Here is a 16633-nt window from a genome sequence, read left to right as displayed (position 1 = left end):
AACGCAATTATACATTAATCAATTTTTAATTTTATTGAATATTCTTTTAAAAATTTTATAAATTCTCTATATAACTTAAAATTTAGAAACTTCCATTAATCTTTAGCAAGTGGTATTTTGATTTGAAACTCTACCCCATCATTGCAATTGCTATAAGCAATACTGCCTCCCATTTTTTCTAAAATCATAAAAACCATAGCAAGTCCAATTCCATTACCATTTTCTTTAGTCGTGAAATAACTTTCAAAAATTTTTTCTCCAATCTCTTTATTAATGCCCCCTCCATTATCCCTAATCTTTAAAAGGCAAAATTGATCTTCTTTATCCACTTTATTACAAGAAATGATAATTTGCCCCTCATTAATCTCATTTTTTAAAAACCTTGCTTTAATGGCATCAATAGCATTATCCAAAAGCACAATAATAATTTGCTGAAATTCATTTTTACTAGAAAAAATATTCACTTTTTCTTCAATATCAAGCTGTATTACGATCCTCTTATCTATAAGCTTGTAAAATAACTCCAGAATATTCTTAATTGCCTCATAAACTCCAAATCTTTCTATCTCCTTTGAAGGCTTAAAAAATTCTCTAAACTCATCAATAGTCTTGGACATAAACTGAATTTGCTCGGACATAATTTTGATATACTTTTCAAATCTCTCTTCATCAAGCTCTCCAAATTGCTTCATCTCTTTAAGATTTTGGCACAATAAAAAAAGAGAGTTGAGTGGTTGCTTCCACTGGTGTGCAATATTTCCAAGCATTTTTCCCATTTCTTCCATTTTACTTTTTTGTATTAGCATAGCCTGTTTGTTGTGTAATTTCTGCTCCAATTTTACAATCTCTGAAATATCTACAAAAGCGAAATATAAAGCTAACTTACCTTCATAAATAAAAGTATGAACAGAAACAATCATAGGCAAATTTTCATTTTTACTTTTTATGATAGATTTAAAATTTTGCTTCTTTTTATTTTCTAATGCCTCATTAATCTTCATTAAAGCATATTTTTGCGATTCTAGCCCCACAAATAATTCTAAGAAACATTCTTTCATTATTTTAATATTCAATATCTCTAATGCGCTTTGATTGTATTTTAAAATCTTAAACTTTTCTTCTTTAGAATATTCCACAATCACGATAGGATTCAAGCTATTTTCAAATAAATATTCTGATAAATGGTCACTATGTATTCTCCTAGCCACTTCATATTCAAGCTGCTTAGCTAATTCTTCACTTAAAACTTGAATTTTTTCTTGTTTTTCTCTCAAGTTTGTTTCTAATTTTATTTTGTCTAGTAACATCTTTCTGTAATTAAAAAATAAAAACAACAAAAGCCAAATTATCGCAACTAAAATCCCAAAGATTAAGATTCCAATTGAATAGTTTTCATTCCACTCTAGCATTTTGATCCATAAATTTAATTTTATCTAAAGATTATAACAAAATTATTCCAAATCAAATTCAATTAATCGCACTATTAAAGCTTTTTATTGTATTAGTTTTGTTAAAATTCCATTCATTTTTATTTTAAGGCATTGTGATGACAACGACTTTTTTACTTGAAATCGGAACTCAAGAACTTCCAGCAATCCCACTTTTAACAGAGCTTCCAAATATTAAGCCTAAATTTGCAAAAATTTTAGAAAAATATCGCTTATTGTGCGATTTTGATTTTTTCTACACACCTAGGCGTTTAGTTCTCATTGCAAAACAATTCCCAATCACACAAAAATCTCAAACACTTGAATTTTTTGGACCGCCTTTAAATATCGCTTACAAAGATAATGAGCCAACACAAGCTGCGTTAGGTTTCTTTAAAAAATGTGGAATCACACAACAAGAAGTTACCACTCTTATAAAAGATGATAAAGAGATTTTATATTTCAAAAAAGAATCTCCACAAACACCCGCTCAAGATCTACTCCAAATCATCACACAAGAATTCCTAGAATCACTTAACTTTGGTAAAAGTATGCGTTGGGGCAATCACAAAGAATCTTTTATTCGCCCTATCTCTTGGATTCTCTGCTTACTTAATGATACTCTTATCCCTCTTCATCTCTATGGCATAAACTCTAAAAGTCAGACTTTTGTTCATCGCAATATTAGCTTTGATGCCAAAGAAGTTACAAGTCTTGACAATTATTTCCAAGTTTTACAAGGAGGTAAGATTATTCTCAAACAAGATCAAAGACGCGAAAAGATTCTGCAAGAAATCCAAGCTATCCAAACCCAAAAAGGAATTAAAGTTGAAATTGATGAAGAGCTTTTAGAAGAAATAGTAAGTATTACAGAATACCCAACCGCACTTTTTGGAGAATTTAGCGAACACTTTTTAGAGTTGCCACCACCTTGCATTATTACTTCAATGAAAATCAACCAACGCTATTTTGCAACCTACAAAAATGAAAAACTTCACAATGGTTTTGTAATGGTTTCTAATAGTCTTTCAGAAAAAAATCAAATTATCATTGAAGGCAATGTTAAAGTCTTAAAAGCTAGATTAGAAGATGCACTCTTTTTCTACCATAATGACTTAAAAAATGGCTTGAATCCAGAAAAACTAAAAGAGGTTACTTTTGTCGAGGGATTAGGGACAATGTGGGATAAAACCCAAAGAGAAAGACAGATTATCAAGATTCTAGCACCACTTTACCAAAAATATTTTAATTCACAAGATTTTGGGCTAACTTTAGAGATTTTAGATCAAGCTTCTAATCTCTCTAAAGCAGATTTAATGAGCGAAATGGTCTATGAATTTACCGATTTGCAAGGCATTATGGGCTATTACTATGCCAATGCTTTAGGTTATGAAAGCAATGTTGCCTTAGCAATTAAAGAACAATACCTGCCAAATTCAGAAGAAAGCCCACTTCCAAGCAATCTCATTAGCGCTTTTGTTGCTCTTGCTTACAAGCTTGATAATCTTTTTGGATTATTTAGTGTCAAAAAAATCCCAAGTGGCTCTAGAGATCCATTTGCCCTAAGACGCGCAGCAATTGGAATGATTAAAATCATTTTACATTTTGACTTGCCTTTTGATCTTAAAAAGATTTTTTCTCTTATTGCACCACTTTATCGCCCTTTTGACTTGCAACAATTAGAAAATTTTATTTTAGAGCGATTAGATTCTATGCTTTCTTTTAATGCTTCATTACTTCGTGCGGTCTTAGCTACTGGAGAGAGAGATTTATTGCAAATCTACCAAAAACTTTCTGTGCTAGATTCTATCTTAAAAAACCAGGACAAAGCTCTCTTAACACAAACTTTCAAACGAGTGGCAAATATCACCAAAGAAATTAATTTAAATTCCGATCTTCCCATTAAGGCTGATAAGCTTTTAGCTAGTGAAGAAATCGAACTTTATAAGGCTTTTTGTGCCTATGAAGAAAAATCTCTAACTTTAAATTACCAAGAACAATTAGAGAATCTATTAGCCCTAAATCCACTTTTAAGCCGATTTTTTGACAAAGTTTTAGTAAATGCACCCGATGAAGATTTCAAAAATAATCGCAAGAATCTTATCGCAAGAATTTACAAAGCTTTCCTTAAAATCGCAGACATCAAAGAGATTAGCTTTTAGGGATTGTTATTTAGTTTTTGAGATTCTATAAATTTTGCCAAGCTTAGAGAGAAATTATTGCAAAAAAGCAAAATTATCTAAAGAGTGGCTAGGCAGGAGCCTCACTTACACGCCCTATCAAAATAATCCTAAAAAAAGTGAGGGGGGGGGTCGATTCTTGCTTTGTTTTTCTCTAAAAGTGCAAAAAACTAAAAAATTAAGCATTATTTTAGAATCTTTTGGTTAAAAACTTTCATTTAATTTCCTTAAGGAGTATTTATGTCTTTAATGATTAATGAAGAATGTATCGCTTGTGATGCTTGTCGTGAAGAATGTCCGAATGAAGCGATTGATGAGGGAGATCCTTATTACATCATCGATCCAGAGCTTTGCACTGAATGCTATGGCTTTTATGATGAACCCGCTTGTTTATCTGTTTGTCCTGTAGATGCGATTGTCTCTGATCCTGATAATATCGAATCGCTTGAAGAATTAAAATTCAAATATTCTCAAATCCACAAAGAAAATTAATGGCAAAAATCACTGCAATCATCGACATTGGTTCAAATTCCGCAAGAATGGCTATTTTTGAAAAAACGAGCCATTTTGGATTCCACTTACTTTATGAAACTAAAAGTAAAGTAAGAATCTCTGAATCCACTTATGAACACAATGGCTTTTTACAAGAAATTCCAATGCAAAGAGCCATCGATGCTTTGCAGGATTTTTTATGGATTGCCAAACTCCATAAAACGCGAAAAATTATCTGCGTTGCCACATCTGCCCTAAGAGATGCTCCAAATCGAAACATTTTTTTGCAACAAGCTAGAAAAATTGGCTTAAATGTAAAAGTTATCAATGGAGAAAAAGAAGCCTATTTTGGGGCAATTGCTGCCTTAAATTTATTGCCTTACAAAGAAGGCATCACCATTGATATTGGTGGCGGAAGCACTGAATGTGCGTTAATACAAAATCACAAAATTATCGATAAAATCTCCCTTAATCTTGGCACAATCCGCTTAAAAGAACTTTTTTTTGATAAGGGTGATTACAAAGGAGCAAGAAATTTCGTTTTAGAAAGCCTAAAAAGCATTCCAGATCACTTTAAAAACGCTAGAATCTTTGGAATTGGTGGCACTGCAAGAGCGCTTAGTAAAGCTATTCAAAAACAAATTAACTATCCCTTAGACACGCTTCATGGCTTTGAATATCACTTTAAAGATTATCATCATTTTTTTAAAACAATTTACACAAGCCCACAAGAAGATTTATTGCATCTAAACATCAAAGAAGATCGCTTAGATTCTATTCAAGGTGGGGCTTTGATTTTTCATTTGGCTTTGGAGCTTTTTGAAGCTAAAACTATCGTAACAAGTGGAGTTGGAGTGCGAGAAGGCGTTTTTTTAAGCGATCTTTTGCGCCACCACAATCAACATTTTCCCAATAATTTCAATCCAAGTGTGAGAAATCTCAAAGATCGATTCATTAAAAATCATCAACAATCTAACATCACCAAAAAATTAGCCCTAAAGCTTTTTAGAGCGCAAGAATCCTTAAAACTCCTTAATCCAAATCTTAAAAATCATCTCAGTGTCGCTGCAGAACTCTGTAATATCGGCATTGCACTTAATTTTTATGAAAAAAATCATCATAGCAATTATATTTTATTAAATGCACTAAATTACGCATTAAGCCACGAAGATAGACTAATTATCGCTACCCTTGTTCGTTTTAATAATAAAAAAATCCCCGAAGATTTAGCCTATAAGAATCTCTTACCACCCCTAGATGTCTTGCGAATCTTAAGCTTTTTTGTTGGACTTTCAGAGATTCTTAGCTACAACCAACAACCCGAACTTTTTACTTTTATTTTTTTAGAAAATGAAAACAATATTCTTCAAATCATTCATCCCAATATTTCTTATCTCATAAGAGAAAAACTTAAAAAACTAACACCTCCAAAAACAATACAAATAGAACTATGCTAAAACCTCTTAAAATAGCCTTTGTGCGCCTTACTGCAATGGGAGATATTATCCATAGTGCCAGTATTTTACCCCTCTTACACCAAACACTTTCTCAACACTATCAACCCACATTTCATTGGTATGTTGATTTAGAATTCCAAGAAATCTTGCAAGATTCTCCTTATATTAACAAACTCATTGCTCTTCCACTCAAAAAAAGTCTGAAAAATAAAAATTTTAAAGCCCTCTATGCTATCTATCAAACCCTAAGACTTGAATCATATGACATCGTAATTGACCTTCAAGGATTGCTTAAATCAGCCATTATTGGTAAATTTTTAGTTTCTAAACAATATATTGGTTTTAGTTTTAAAAGCGCTAAAGAATCTTTAGCTTCCTTGTTTTATAATAAAACCATACAAATCCCCTACCAAGAACATATTCTCTTACGCAATGCCACACTTGCTTTTAGTGCCTTTAATCTCCCTATCCCCGATATTCAAACGCTTCTTAACCCCAAGTCTTTTTTGGGTTTTAATCCGAATTTAGCCCCAAAGCTCAATCAAAATTCTGCTAAGATTCTTCTTGTGCTTGAAACTTCAAAACCCAACAAAACCTATCCACAACATCTTTTTTTAGAACTTACAAAACTTTTTAATACCGCTAATCTCTCACCCATTCTCCTAAGCCACAAAAGCACTATAACCCATTCTACACTTAATTTTCAATCCTTTAGCAATCTTAGCTTAAATGCCATAAAAGCACTTGTAGCACAAATGGATTTAGTCATCGGTGGAGACACTGGAATCACACATTTAGCTTGGGCTTTAAAGCGACCCTCTATCACACTCTTTGGTGCCACTCCCCCAAGCCGATTCAGCCTCCAAACCAAACAAAATTGCTATCTTATGGCAAATCCTAATGCTAATTACGATAAGCAAGATTTTAGCATTCAAAAGATTTCACCAAAAGAGATTTTTGACCTAGCAATCACCCTCTTAAAAGGAAAAATATGAAAAGATTCTTGTTATTTTCTTTTTTAAAATGTCTTGGTTATCTTTTCTTATATATGCCCCATTTTTTACGCTTAGGCTTTGCCAAAACAATCGCCCTAATCCTTTTTTTGCTTGATAGAAGGCGTAAATTTGATCTTCTTACAAACCTTGATTTTGCCTATGATCACACCCTTTCTCCCTTGCAAAAAAAAGAAATTTTAAAAACCAATTATCTCAATTTGGTTTATAATAGCATTAGTTTTTTTATGCTCTCTGTTAGCAATAAAGCTCAAATTTTAGATTCAATCAAAATTGATAAACCTAAAATCATCCAAAAGCTTCTTGAAACTAACACCAAGATTGTTTTTGTAACTGCTCATTTTGGGAATTGGGAATACACTACTCCTGCATTCTCTTGCTATTTTAATCATAAAATTACTGCTGTGGCACGTATGACTCCTTATCCGCTTATTAATGAATATCTCATCAAAGTTCGCTCTAAATTTAATATTACTATTTTAGATAAAAGAGGTGCTGCAATCCCTCTTGCTAAAGCACTTAAAAAAGATGGAGTAGTAGGAATCGTAACCGATCAAAATACCACCTCTAAAGAAGGTGAATTAGTAGATTTCTTTGGCAAAAAAGTGCGTCATACACCCATTGCCTCACTCCTTGCAAGAAAATTTGATGCAAAAATCATTCATTTTATTGCTTATTATTCTAAAGATTACAGAAAGATTCTCATTAAAATTCTACCCCCCATTGAATTTCAAAAGACAGATGATGCACAAAGCGATATTCACAATCTCACTCAAATTCAAAGCGATATTTTAGAGCAGATTATCAGAGAAAATCCAAAAGAATGGTTGTGGTTTCATAAAAAATTCAAGAATCAATACCCAGAAATTTATAAGGCTAAAAAATGAAAATTTTAATTATTAAAATTGCCTATATTGGGGATGTTTTATTAACTACCCCACTTTTTTACAATCTCAAACAATATTACGGAGAATCTTGCACTTTAGATATACTTGTTAATGAAGGCACTCAAGGCATTCTCTCTATGCAATACCTAAATGCAATACACACCCTAAAGAGAAGCCAAAATAAACTCCAAAGAATCAAAGATGATTTAAAACTCCTAAGAACTATCAAAAAAGCAAAATATGATATGGTAATTTCTCTAACTGCCGGCGATAGAAGCGCCTTTTTAGCATTTTGGAGTGGTGCAAAAATACGCGTTGGATTCCCTCCCAAAGCGTTTTGGGCAAAAAATATCTACACACTCAAACTCACACAAAAATACCAACACACCCTAGAAAATAATCTTGAAGCCCTAAGAATCTTAAATATCCCTATTCTCTCTAAAAAAGTTCTCCCTAAAATCTCACAAGAAACAAAAAAACTTCACAATCTACCACAAACTTTTATTCATTTGCATCTTTTTAGTCGTTGTTTCTATAAATGCCTTAATGATTCTTTTTGTGCCAAAATAATTGACTTTATCACGCATCATTATTCGACAAATTGTATCCTCACTGCTGCTAATGACCCAAAAGAATCTAAAAAACTTCAAAACATCTTAAAGCTCTGCCAAAGCAAACCTCTCTTTTTTGATGGGACATTAACCTTAGCTGAAGTCTCTCTTTTAAACTCTAAAGCCTTGGCTTTTATTGGAGTTGATACTGGCATTATGCATCTCTCTGCTGCAAATGACACCCCCACTTTTGCTTTTTTTGGTCCAAGCTATGTTAAGGTTTGGGGACCATGGGATAATGCCCTAGAATCTAGCACCTATACTAATTCTAATGGAATCCAACAAATGGGCAAACACTATGTTTATCAAGAAGATTTTCAATGCGTCCCTTGCGGCAAAGAAGGTTGCAATGATTCTCAAAAAAGCGATTGTTTGTTAAATAAACTTAACGAGACAAAGGCACTGCAAAGCTTGAAAGGCTTTTTAGATCCTTTATTTCAATCAAAATTAAACAATAAATGAATATTTTTATTCGCTTTTATTATTATTTTTGCCATAATTAGTAAATTTTTACCACAAAAGGATTTGTATGCTGATTAAAGGGGCGATGATTTGTGATGCAAATGGCGAATACAAAGGTGATATTCGCATAAAAGAGGATAAAATTACAGAAATAAACCGTAGCATTATAGCTCACGATTCCGAAGAAATTTTAGAAGCAAATGGCTTAGTGGCTATGCCAAGTGCTATCGATTTAAATGTGCAACTCCAAAACTTCAACAAAGAAAATCTTATCAATCTTTCCCATAAAGCTGCATTGGGGGGAATTAGCCTTTTAGCCCTTACGCCTAATTTCCCAAATTCCTTTAGCGCAGAACTTGGAATGGAACTTCTTAACACTCTTCAAGATTCTTTTGAAGCACAAATCTTGGGGCTTATTCAAAATAGCTTTGAAAACATTTCCACTCTCCATAAAAAAGGTGCAAAGGGAATCTATGCAAAATCTAGCCAAGATGGAAATGCCTTGCGTATTGCCTGTGAATTTGCCTTAATGTTTGATATTCCAATATTTTTTGAATGTGAAGATGTCTCACTAAGCACTAATGGCGTTATGAACGAAGGGAATCTTAGCAGCAAACTCGGACTCTTGGGGATTAGTGAGCTTAGCGAAACTAAAGAAGTTGCTATGATTAGCGAACTAGTTCGCTTTATGGGAACTAAATCTGTTTTTAATGCCATTGCCTCAATCCGAAGTCTTGAGATACTAAAAAATATCAAAAAACTACATTCTAATCTCTTTACTCAAACCTCTATCCATCATTTAATCCTCACTGAAAATCATTGCAATAATTACAACACTCTTGCAAAAATAAAACCCCCTTTAAAGTCCGAAGAAACTCGCTCAAAGTTGCTAAACTATTTAAAGACAATGGATATTGACTTGCTCACTTCCTTGCAATTTTCTCAACCTCTAGCCCAAAAAGATTTGCCTTTTGATGAAGCTGCCTTTGGGATTGATATGATTGAATATTTTATACCAATGTGCTACACACTAATGGTTAAAACAATGCATATGACTTTAAAAGATCTTAGCAGAATTCTTTCATTTAATCCTGCTAATATTATGGGATTAAATAATTATGGACTCCTAAAGGAAGGCTATTATGCAGATCTGGTTCTTTTTGATCCTAAAGAAACTCAAGTGATTGATAACATAGAATCACCTTATTATGATTGGGTTTTCTCCGGAAAAATAAAGGGGCATTTCATTAAAGGAAAAAGAGTTTTTTAAGGAGATTGAATGCAAGAGAAAATAGAAGCAAAAATTATTTTATTAACTGATAAATTTATAGAATGGCTTATTGGATTCATTCCTCATCTAATTAGTGCTATTGTCATTATGGTTTGCGGATATTATATTGCGCGTCTCTTTTCAAAATATACCGAACAAGCTATCGTTAAAACAACCAAAGATGAAACTTTAGGAGTTTTTCTAAAAAATGTTGTTTTTGTGGGGATTTTACTGCTTACTTTTATTACTGCACTAACCAATCTTGGTGTCAAAACAACTTCTATTATTGCTGTTTTGGGAACTGCTGGTTTAGCAATTGCCCTTTCTTTAAAGGATTCTTTATCCAATCTTGCTAGTGGAATCATCTTAGTTATTTTAAGAAGATTTAATCGTGGTGATACTATTAATGTGAATTCTATCATAGGGAAAGTTGATTCAATTAATCTCTTTGAAACCAAACTCACTACCCCAGATAATCAAGTAATCATTATGCCAAACTCCTTGTTAGTTTCCTCACCTATTATCAATGTCAATATTAATTCAACAAGGCGTATGGATTTGATTTTTGGGATTGATTATGGGAGCAATTTAGCTAAAGCTAAACAAATTTTAGAAGAAATTTTTACCCAAGATGAATTGGTTTTAGAAGATCCAATGCCTGTTGTTGGCGTGCATGCTTTAAATGCTAGTAGCGTAGATTTACTTGTGCGTTTTTGGGTTAAAACTGAAAACTACTTTCAAGCCAATATTACACTTCCCCAAAAAGTCAAAGCTACTTTTGAGCAGCAAGGCATTGAAATCCCTTACAATAAACTTGATATTAACATTAATCCCGCACAAACACCTTTACTTGAAGGTAAAAAATAATGTATTTAATAGGGGCTGATTCTTTATTGCTTTGCGATGAAAGCTTTACAACATTAAAAAAAGGTGGAATCTATTTTAACGAAAAAGAAATTTTAGAGATTGATTTGTATGAAAACCTGCAAAACAAACCTGCAAAATACCAACAATATTACCATAATTGCGTGATTACTCCAACTCTCTCTAACCTCCATTTGCATTTAGAGTTTAGTCAAAATAAGGGGGTTTTGGAATTTGGGAATTTTGGGAAATGGCTTGATAGTGTGATAAAAAATCGCGATTCTTTAATGGATGATTCACTTCAAACACAAATGCAGCAAGAAATCCAAAATTTACTCAAAAGTGGTGTAGGTTTTGTAGGTGCAATTTCAAGCTATGGTTATGACTTAGAAATACTAGCCAATAGCCCTTTACGCACATTTTATTTCAATGAAGTTATGGGCTCTAAGCCTGAAATTTTGGATGCACTTTATCAAAATCTCCTTGCAAGGCTAGAAGAATCTAAAAAATTTGCTTCGCAAAAGTTTTTTCCTGCTCTTGCTATTCATTCACCCTATTCTGTGCATCCTGCCTTACTTAAACAAGCCCTTAACTTAGCAAAAACACAGAATCTACCACTAAGCGTTCATTTTTTAGAATCCAAAGAAGAAAGAGAATGGCTAGAATCCAAAACAGGATATTTTCAAAACTTTTTTAAAAAATTTTTCAACGCCCAAATGCAGCCCTTTTATACCCCCAGTGAATTCTTAGAATCTTTAAAAACACTAAAACCCTACTTTGTGCATTGTCTAGAAGCCACCCATCAAGAATTAGAAGCTATCGCAAAAATGCAAGGGCATATCATTTCTTGCGTGAAATCAAATCGCCTTTTAAACAATAAAGTATTAGATTTAAATCTTTGCAAAAAGCTTGGAATTCATCCTATTTTTGCCACCGATGGCAAAAGCTCCAATGATTCGCTCTCACTCCTTGATGAACTCCGCACTGCCTTATATGTTTATGCCAATGAAGATTTAGAATCACTAGCTAAAACTCTCCTTTTAGGAGTTACTTATTATGCTCACAAAAATAATCCACTCGGAATAAAAACAGGCTCACTCCAAAAGGGATTTTTGCCTGATTTTGCCATTTTTAAACTAAATACCAAACACCAAAGCGCACTTGATCTTTTGCTCTATGCAAAAGAAGCCAAAGCTCTTTATATTAGCGGAAAACAAATCATTTAAGGAGAAATATGGAAAAATTAACAATCTTTAGGGAATATGACATTCGCGGAATTTACAACCAAGACTTAACTCAAGACAATGTCATTAAAATTGGCTTTCTTTTGGGAGAAGAACTTAAAAAAAGAGGAGGAAAAACTCTGGGGGTGGGTTATGATGCAAGGGTGCATTCTCCTATTATTTTTGATTGGCTATGCAGTGGAATTGGTGCAAGTGGAATCACCACCTACAACCTAGGTCAAATTCCAACACCTGTTGGTTATTTTGCGCTTTATACTGATTTTAATGGATTAAGCCTTGATGGTAGCATTATAATCACAGGATCGCACAATCCGCCACAATACAATGGCTTTAAAATCACACTCTTAAAGCAACCTTTTTTTGGAGAAGACATTTACAAACTCGAGCAAGATTTCTACTCTTTGCAAACTCCAAAAGTCAAAATAGAAACACCCCAAAAGCTAAATGCATTGGAAAAATACATTGATTTTCTCTCTCAAGAGTTTCAACATCTAAAAGGCTTAAATATCCCCATTAACTTAGATTGCGGAAATGGAATTGCAGGAGTTGGGATTGTCGAGATTCTAAAAAAATTAGAGCTTAAATTTGAAGGTTTATATCTTAACCCAGATGGAACTTTTCCAAACCACCATCCAGATCCAAGCGAAGAGAAAAATTTAGAAGATCTTAAAAAATTAGTAGCAAAAAAGGGCGGAATTGGTTTTGCCTTTGATGGAGATGGCGATAGATTAGCACTCATTAAGGGCGATAAAGTTTATAAAGGTGATGAATTGGCAATCATTTTTGCACAAAAAATCCCAAATCCTATCATCATTGGGGAAGTTAAATGCTCTTTGAATATGTTTGAATCCATTAATAAAATTGGGAAAGCAATTATGTATAAAACAGGGCATAGTAACCTTAAAATCAAACTCAAAGAAACTAATGCTCACCTTGCTTTTGAAGTAAGCGGACATATTTTCTTTAATGATCGATACTTTGGCTTTGATGATGCCACTTACGCTGCATTGCGAGTTTTAGAACTCATTAAAGAAGATGGATTGGAATTTGACAAAATTCTTCAAACTCTTCCAAAACTCTATTCCACCGATGAAATGAAAATTCCAACTACTGAAGAAAAGAAATTTCAAATCATTCAACAACTCAAAGAAACGCTCAAAAATCCTCCCAAAGATTTCCCAGAAATCGTAGAAATTATTGATATTGATGGATTAAGAGTTATTTTTAAAGAGGGTTGGGGATTAATTAGAGCAAGCAACACAACACCTATGCTAGTAACACGCTTTGAAGCAAAAAATGAACTCGCAAAAGAAATTTATCAAAATGCCCTTTTGGGGTTACTTAAAAAGGATTTATAATGAATACTATTACTCTACAATCTCCCTTTGATATGCATCTGCATTTGCGTGATGGAGAAATGCTACAAAATGTCATAGAATACACTGCTAGTTGCTTTAGTGCTGCACTTGTTATGCCAAACCTCAATCCTCCTATTTTTGATGTCCAATCTGCTTTAGCATACAAACAAAGAATCTTGCAAGCCTCACAATCAAAAGATTTTGAACCCTTAATGTCACTATACCTCAATGAAAACCTTAATAAAGAAGAATTGCAAACTGCTAAAAACAATGGAATCTTTATTCTCAAACTTTATCCAAAAGGATCAACCACCGGAAGTGAAAATGGTGTCAGTGAGATTCTTAGCCCAAAAATCCTAGAAATCTTGGAAATAGCCCAAGAAATAGGAATGATTCTAAGCATTCATGGAGAAAGCAATGGATTTGTGTTAGAGCGAGAGGTTGAATTTCATCCCATTTTTGAATACCTTGCAACCAATTTCCCAAAACTCAAAATTATTTTTGAGCATCTAAGCGATAGGCGTTCAATTACTCTTGTAGAAAAATATGAAAATCTTTTTGCCACGCTTACTTTGCACCACATTTCATTAAATTTAGATAATGTGATTGGAGACATGTTAAATCCACATTATTTCTGCAAACCAATTTTAAAAACAAAAAAAGATCAAGAATCTTTGCTACAAATCGCACTTAATGCACACAAAAAATTCTCATTTGGGAGCGATTCAGCACCGCATCCTAAAATCAATAAAGAAAGCAAGAAGGGTGCTGCAGGAATTTTTAGTGCGCCTATTTTACTTCCAGCTCTCGCACAAATTTTTGATACGCATAATGCATTAGAAAATCTTGAATCTTTTGTCAGTCTTAATGCAAGCCAAATTTACAATCTACCTCGCACCAACAAACAAATTACTCTTATTAAAAAACCAATGCAAATTAAAGAAGAGTTAAGTGGCATTGTCCCTATGTTTGCTGGAAATACTCTAGAATGGAGTCTAGCTTAAATGGCAAAAATTGCAATCTATCCTGGCACTTTTGATCCAATCACCAATGGGCATTTAGATGTTATTCAAAGGGCTTGCAAACTTTTTGATGGATTAATTATCGCAGTTGCAAAAAGCGATAGCAAAAAGCCTCTTTTTACCCAAGAAGAACGAATCAAAATGGTTCAATTCGCCATTAATGAATTAGGAGAAACCTCATGCACTCTTAGCGTCAGTGGTTTTAGTCATCTTGTAGCAGATTTTGCTAGAGAGCAAGAATCAAATATTCTCATTAGAGGACTTAGGGCAGTTAGCGACTTTGAATACGAATTGCAAATGGGTTATGCTAATGCCTCACTTAATAGAAAACTAGAAACTATTTACCTAATGCCCTCCTTACAAAATGCCTTTATTAGCTCAAGTGTCGTGCGATCTATCCTACTCCATAATGGAAATATTTCACATCTTGTTCCAAAAAGCGTTAATGACTTTATAAGGAATCACTATGTATGTCGCCATTGAAGGAATTGATACAAGCGGCAAAAGCACTCAGATTCAAGCACTTAAGCTTTTTTTCAAAAAAGCTATTTTTACTTTTGAACCTGGAGCAACCAATCTTGGAGTAAGGCTAAGAGAAATTTTATTACAAGATTCTATCCAACTAGATAGCAGAGCTGAAATGTTACTCTTTCTTGCCGATAGAGCCCAACATGCAAATGAAATTTTACAATCTCACGCTAATAATCTTATTATTGCCGATAGGAGTTTAATTTCTGGAATGGCGTATGCAAAAGATTTTGATTTTGACACACTCAAAACTTTCAATCTCTTTGCTACGCAAGGAATCCTACCCAATAAAGTTATTATTTTGGAGTTGCAAAAGGATGATTTGCAAAAGCGCTTAAATTCCAAAGGAAATGATAAGATTGAGCAAAGGGGCTTAGAATATCTCCTTTCTTTGCAAGAAAGAATAAAATCCATTACCCAAAAGCTATCTTTAGAGCATCGCATTATTAATGCTAATTTGCCCAAAGATTCCATTACAAAACAAATAGTTGATTTCATAGGTAAAGAAAATTGCGTTGTTTAATTTGCGGAAATTTTACTTTCAAAACTCTCTGCAATCCGTGTTTTGAAGCAATTGCAATTCAACCTAGAGTGAGAATCTTAGACAATCTTAAAGTTTATAGCTTTTATGATTATCAAGAAATTCAGTTTTTACTACACGCCAAATACCAAATTATTGGGAGTAAAATCTATCACTTACTAGCCAAAAAAGCATATCTTTTTTTAAAACAAACACTGCAATCCCCGCTAAAAGCCTATGGAATAGGAATTGATGATAAAATTAGCAAACAAGGCTATGCACACAATGCCATTTTTCTTAAGTATTTCAAAAAACTAGGTATCACCCCACTTTATCACACATTGTTAGCTCAAAATTCTGTTTCTTATGCAGGAAAGGACTTGAAATTCCGCCAAAATAATCCACGCAATTTTTACCTTACGCAAAACATTGCCCACAAAAACATCATCTTATTTGATGACCTTATCACTACGGGTTTAACGCTCAAAGAAGCACAAAACCTCTTGGCAAATAAAGGAGCAAATGTGCTTATGGCTTTTGTTTTAAGCGATGCAAAATATTAATCTTGCAAATAATATTCGATCGTAGAAACCACACGCACCTTTTTAATATGAGGGGTATTTCTATCTCGGTTTGACACACTAAATTGCCCCTGTGAAGCTTTTTTGATTTTGCCTAGCGTGCTTTGAGAATCTTGAGCAAACTTCTGTGCTACTTCTCTTGCGTTAAAAGTAGCTTCCTCAACCATTTCTGGCTTAACTTCATTAAGTTTAGTATAAAGATATTCAATCTCATAATCATCTACTCTAACTACCGTGCCTTCTTTGCCAAGTTCTGTAAGCTTCTCTAAAGCTCTTCTTCCTAAATCCACTTTATTAGTATAAACTAAAACTCTACCTTCTCCTGAATAGCGATAAACAATGCTTTGTGATTCACCATAAGCACTCCCTACTTTATCGGTGATTTTTGGTGCTTCTATTGTAATTTCTTCTGCTTGAATACCTATTTTTTGCAAAAATTCTATGATTTTTTTAGAATCATTTTCTAATTCTTGATACAAAACATTTAAATCATTACTTGCACGCGTAAAATTAATAGGAAAAATCATCACATCTGCTAAAACCTCTTTTTCGCTCAAACCCTTAACGACAACACTCCTTTCCATTGATTTAATATCAACAATAGCCTTACTAGCACCAAAGACCATAATAAAACTACCAACAACAAAGAAAAATCCTAAAATAATTGCACTTATTTTACTCATTACAAATCCTTAAATATCTAAAATTTACTTGGAG

The 16633-nt window shown here is 33.3% G+C and carries 16 protein-coding genes; 14 read left to right on the top strand and 2 right to left on the bottom strand.

The window, feature by feature from the left end; genetic code table 11:
- Nucleotides 1–95: 95 nt before the first annotated feature.
- Nucleotides 96–1409 (bottom strand): sensor histidine kinase, encoded by a 1314-nt coding sequence (locus HCAN_RS04250; RefSeq protein WP_006655514.1) that lies wholly within the window; start codon nt 1407–1409, stop codon nt 96–98.
- Nucleotides 1410–1546: 137 nt separating this feature from the next.
- Here HCAN_RS04250 and glyS point away from each other — a divergent pair, with 137 nt between their 5' ends.
- The 14 genes from glyS (at nt 1547) to HCAN_RS04175 (ending at nt 15898) form a co-directional block, all read left to right on the top strand.
- Nucleotides 1547–3589 carry a glycine--tRNA ligase subunit beta gene (glyS, locus tag HCAN_RS04245; RefSeq protein WP_006655513.1) on the top strand — a complete coding sequence of 681 codons (2043 nt, stop codon included), beginning with the start codon at nt 1547–1549 and terminating at the stop codon, nt 3587–3589.
- A gap of 258 nt (nt 3590–3847) precedes the next feature.
- Nucleotides 3848–4099: a YfhL family 4Fe-4S dicluster ferredoxin gene (locus tag HCAN_RS04235; protein ID WP_006655511.1), complete on the top strand. Its 252-nt coding sequence runs from the start codon at nt 3848–3850 to the stop codon at nt 4097–4099.
- Nucleotides 4099–5556, top strand: coding sequence for a Ppx/GppA phosphatase family protein (locus HCAN_RS04230; protein WP_006655510.1), 1458 nt, complete (start codon nt 4099–4101; stop codon nt 5554–5556). Before HCAN_RS04235 ends, HCAN_RS04230 begins: the two co-directional genes overlap by 1 nt.
- A complete protein-coding gene (waaC, locus tag HCAN_RS04225) occupies nt 5550–6551 on the top strand; it encodes a lipopolysaccharide heptosyltransferase I (protein ID WP_006655509.1) in 1002 nt (333 codons plus the stop codon). The genes HCAN_RS04230 and waaC overlap by 7 nt, the downstream gene beginning before the upstream one ends.
- Complete coding sequence (locus HCAN_RS04220; protein ID WP_006655508.1) at nt 6548–7456, top strand: lipid A biosynthesis lauroyl acyltransferase; 909 nt, start codon at nt 6548–6550, stop codon at nt 7454–7456. Before waaC ends, HCAN_RS04220 begins: the two co-directional genes overlap by 4 nt.
- Nucleotides 7453–8529 carry a glycosyltransferase family 9 protein gene (locus HCAN_RS04215; protein WP_006655507.1) on the top strand — a complete coding sequence of 359 codons (1077 nt, stop codon included), beginning with the start codon at nt 7453–7455 and terminating at the stop codon, nt 8527–8529. Before HCAN_RS04220 ends, HCAN_RS04215 begins: the two co-directional genes overlap by 4 nt.
- Nucleotides 8530–8596: 67 nt before the next feature.
- Nucleotides 8597–9799, top strand: coding sequence for an amidohydrolase family protein (locus HCAN_RS04210; RefSeq protein ID WP_006656835.1), 1203 nt, complete (start codon nt 8597–8599; stop codon nt 9797–9799).
- A gap of 9 nt (nt 9800–9808) precedes the next feature.
- Nucleotides 9809–10666 carry a mechanosensitive ion channel family protein gene (locus HCAN_RS04205; RefSeq protein ID WP_006656834.1) on the top strand — a complete coding sequence of 286 codons (858 nt, stop codon included), beginning with the start codon at nt 9809–9811 and terminating at the stop codon, nt 10664–10666.
- Nucleotides 10666–11889, top strand: coding sequence for an aminofutalosine deaminase family hydrolase (gene mqnF / locus HCAN_RS04200; protein WP_006655504.1), 1224 nt, complete (start codon nt 10666–10668; stop codon nt 11887–11889). The genes HCAN_RS04205 and mqnF overlap by 1 nt, the downstream gene beginning before the upstream one ends.
- An 8-nt stretch (nt 11890–11897) precedes the next feature.
- On the top strand, nt 11898–13265 hold the full coding sequence (locus tag HCAN_RS04195) for a phosphomannomutase/phosphoglucomutase (RefSeq protein ID WP_006655503.1): 1368 nt from the start codon (nt 11898–11900) through the stop codon (nt 13263–13265).
- Nucleotides 13265–14269, top strand: coding sequence for a dihydroorotase (gene pyrC / locus HCAN_RS04190; RefSeq protein ID WP_006655502.1), 1005 nt, complete (start codon nt 13265–13267; stop codon nt 14267–14269). The genes HCAN_RS04195 and pyrC overlap by 1 nt, the downstream gene beginning before the upstream one ends.
- Nucleotides 14270–14770 carry a pantetheine-phosphate adenylyltransferase gene (gene coaD / locus HCAN_RS04185; protein ID WP_006655501.1) on the top strand — a complete coding sequence of 167 codons (501 nt, stop codon included), beginning with the start codon at nt 14270–14272 and terminating at the stop codon, nt 14768–14770. It abuts the gene before it with no gap.
- Nucleotides 14754–15338: a dTMP kinase gene (gene tmk, locus HCAN_RS04180; protein ID WP_006655500.1), complete on the top strand. Its 585-nt coding sequence runs from the start codon at nt 14754–14756 to the stop codon at nt 15336–15338. The genes coaD and tmk overlap by 17 nt, the downstream gene beginning before the upstream one ends.
- Nucleotides 15326–15898, top strand: a complete 573-nt coding sequence (locus HCAN_RS04175; protein ID WP_006655499.1) for a ComF family protein — start codon at nt 15326–15328, stop codon at nt 15896–15898. The genes tmk and HCAN_RS04175 overlap by 13 nt, the downstream gene beginning before the upstream one ends.
- Here HCAN_RS04175 and HCAN_RS04170 read toward each other — a convergent pair.
- Nucleotides 15895–16599: an SIMPL domain-containing protein gene (locus HCAN_RS04170; RefSeq protein ID WP_006655498.1), complete on the bottom strand. Its 705-nt coding sequence runs from the start codon at nt 16597–16599 to the stop codon at nt 15895–15897. The two genes, HCAN_RS04175 and HCAN_RS04170, sit on opposite strands and share 4 nt — an antisense overlap.
- Between the last annotated feature and the right edge of the window lie 34 nt (nt 16600–16633).

It is taken from the genome of Helicobacter canadensis MIT 98-5491 (assembly GCF_000162575.1).
Taxonomy (GTDB): Bacteria; Campylobacterota; Campylobacteria; order Campylobacterales; family Helicobacteraceae; genus Helicobacter_D; species Helicobacter_D canadensis.
The sequence above is the reverse complement of the archived record's forward strand: the minus strand, read 5'-3'. Positions and strand labels throughout refer to the sequence as shown.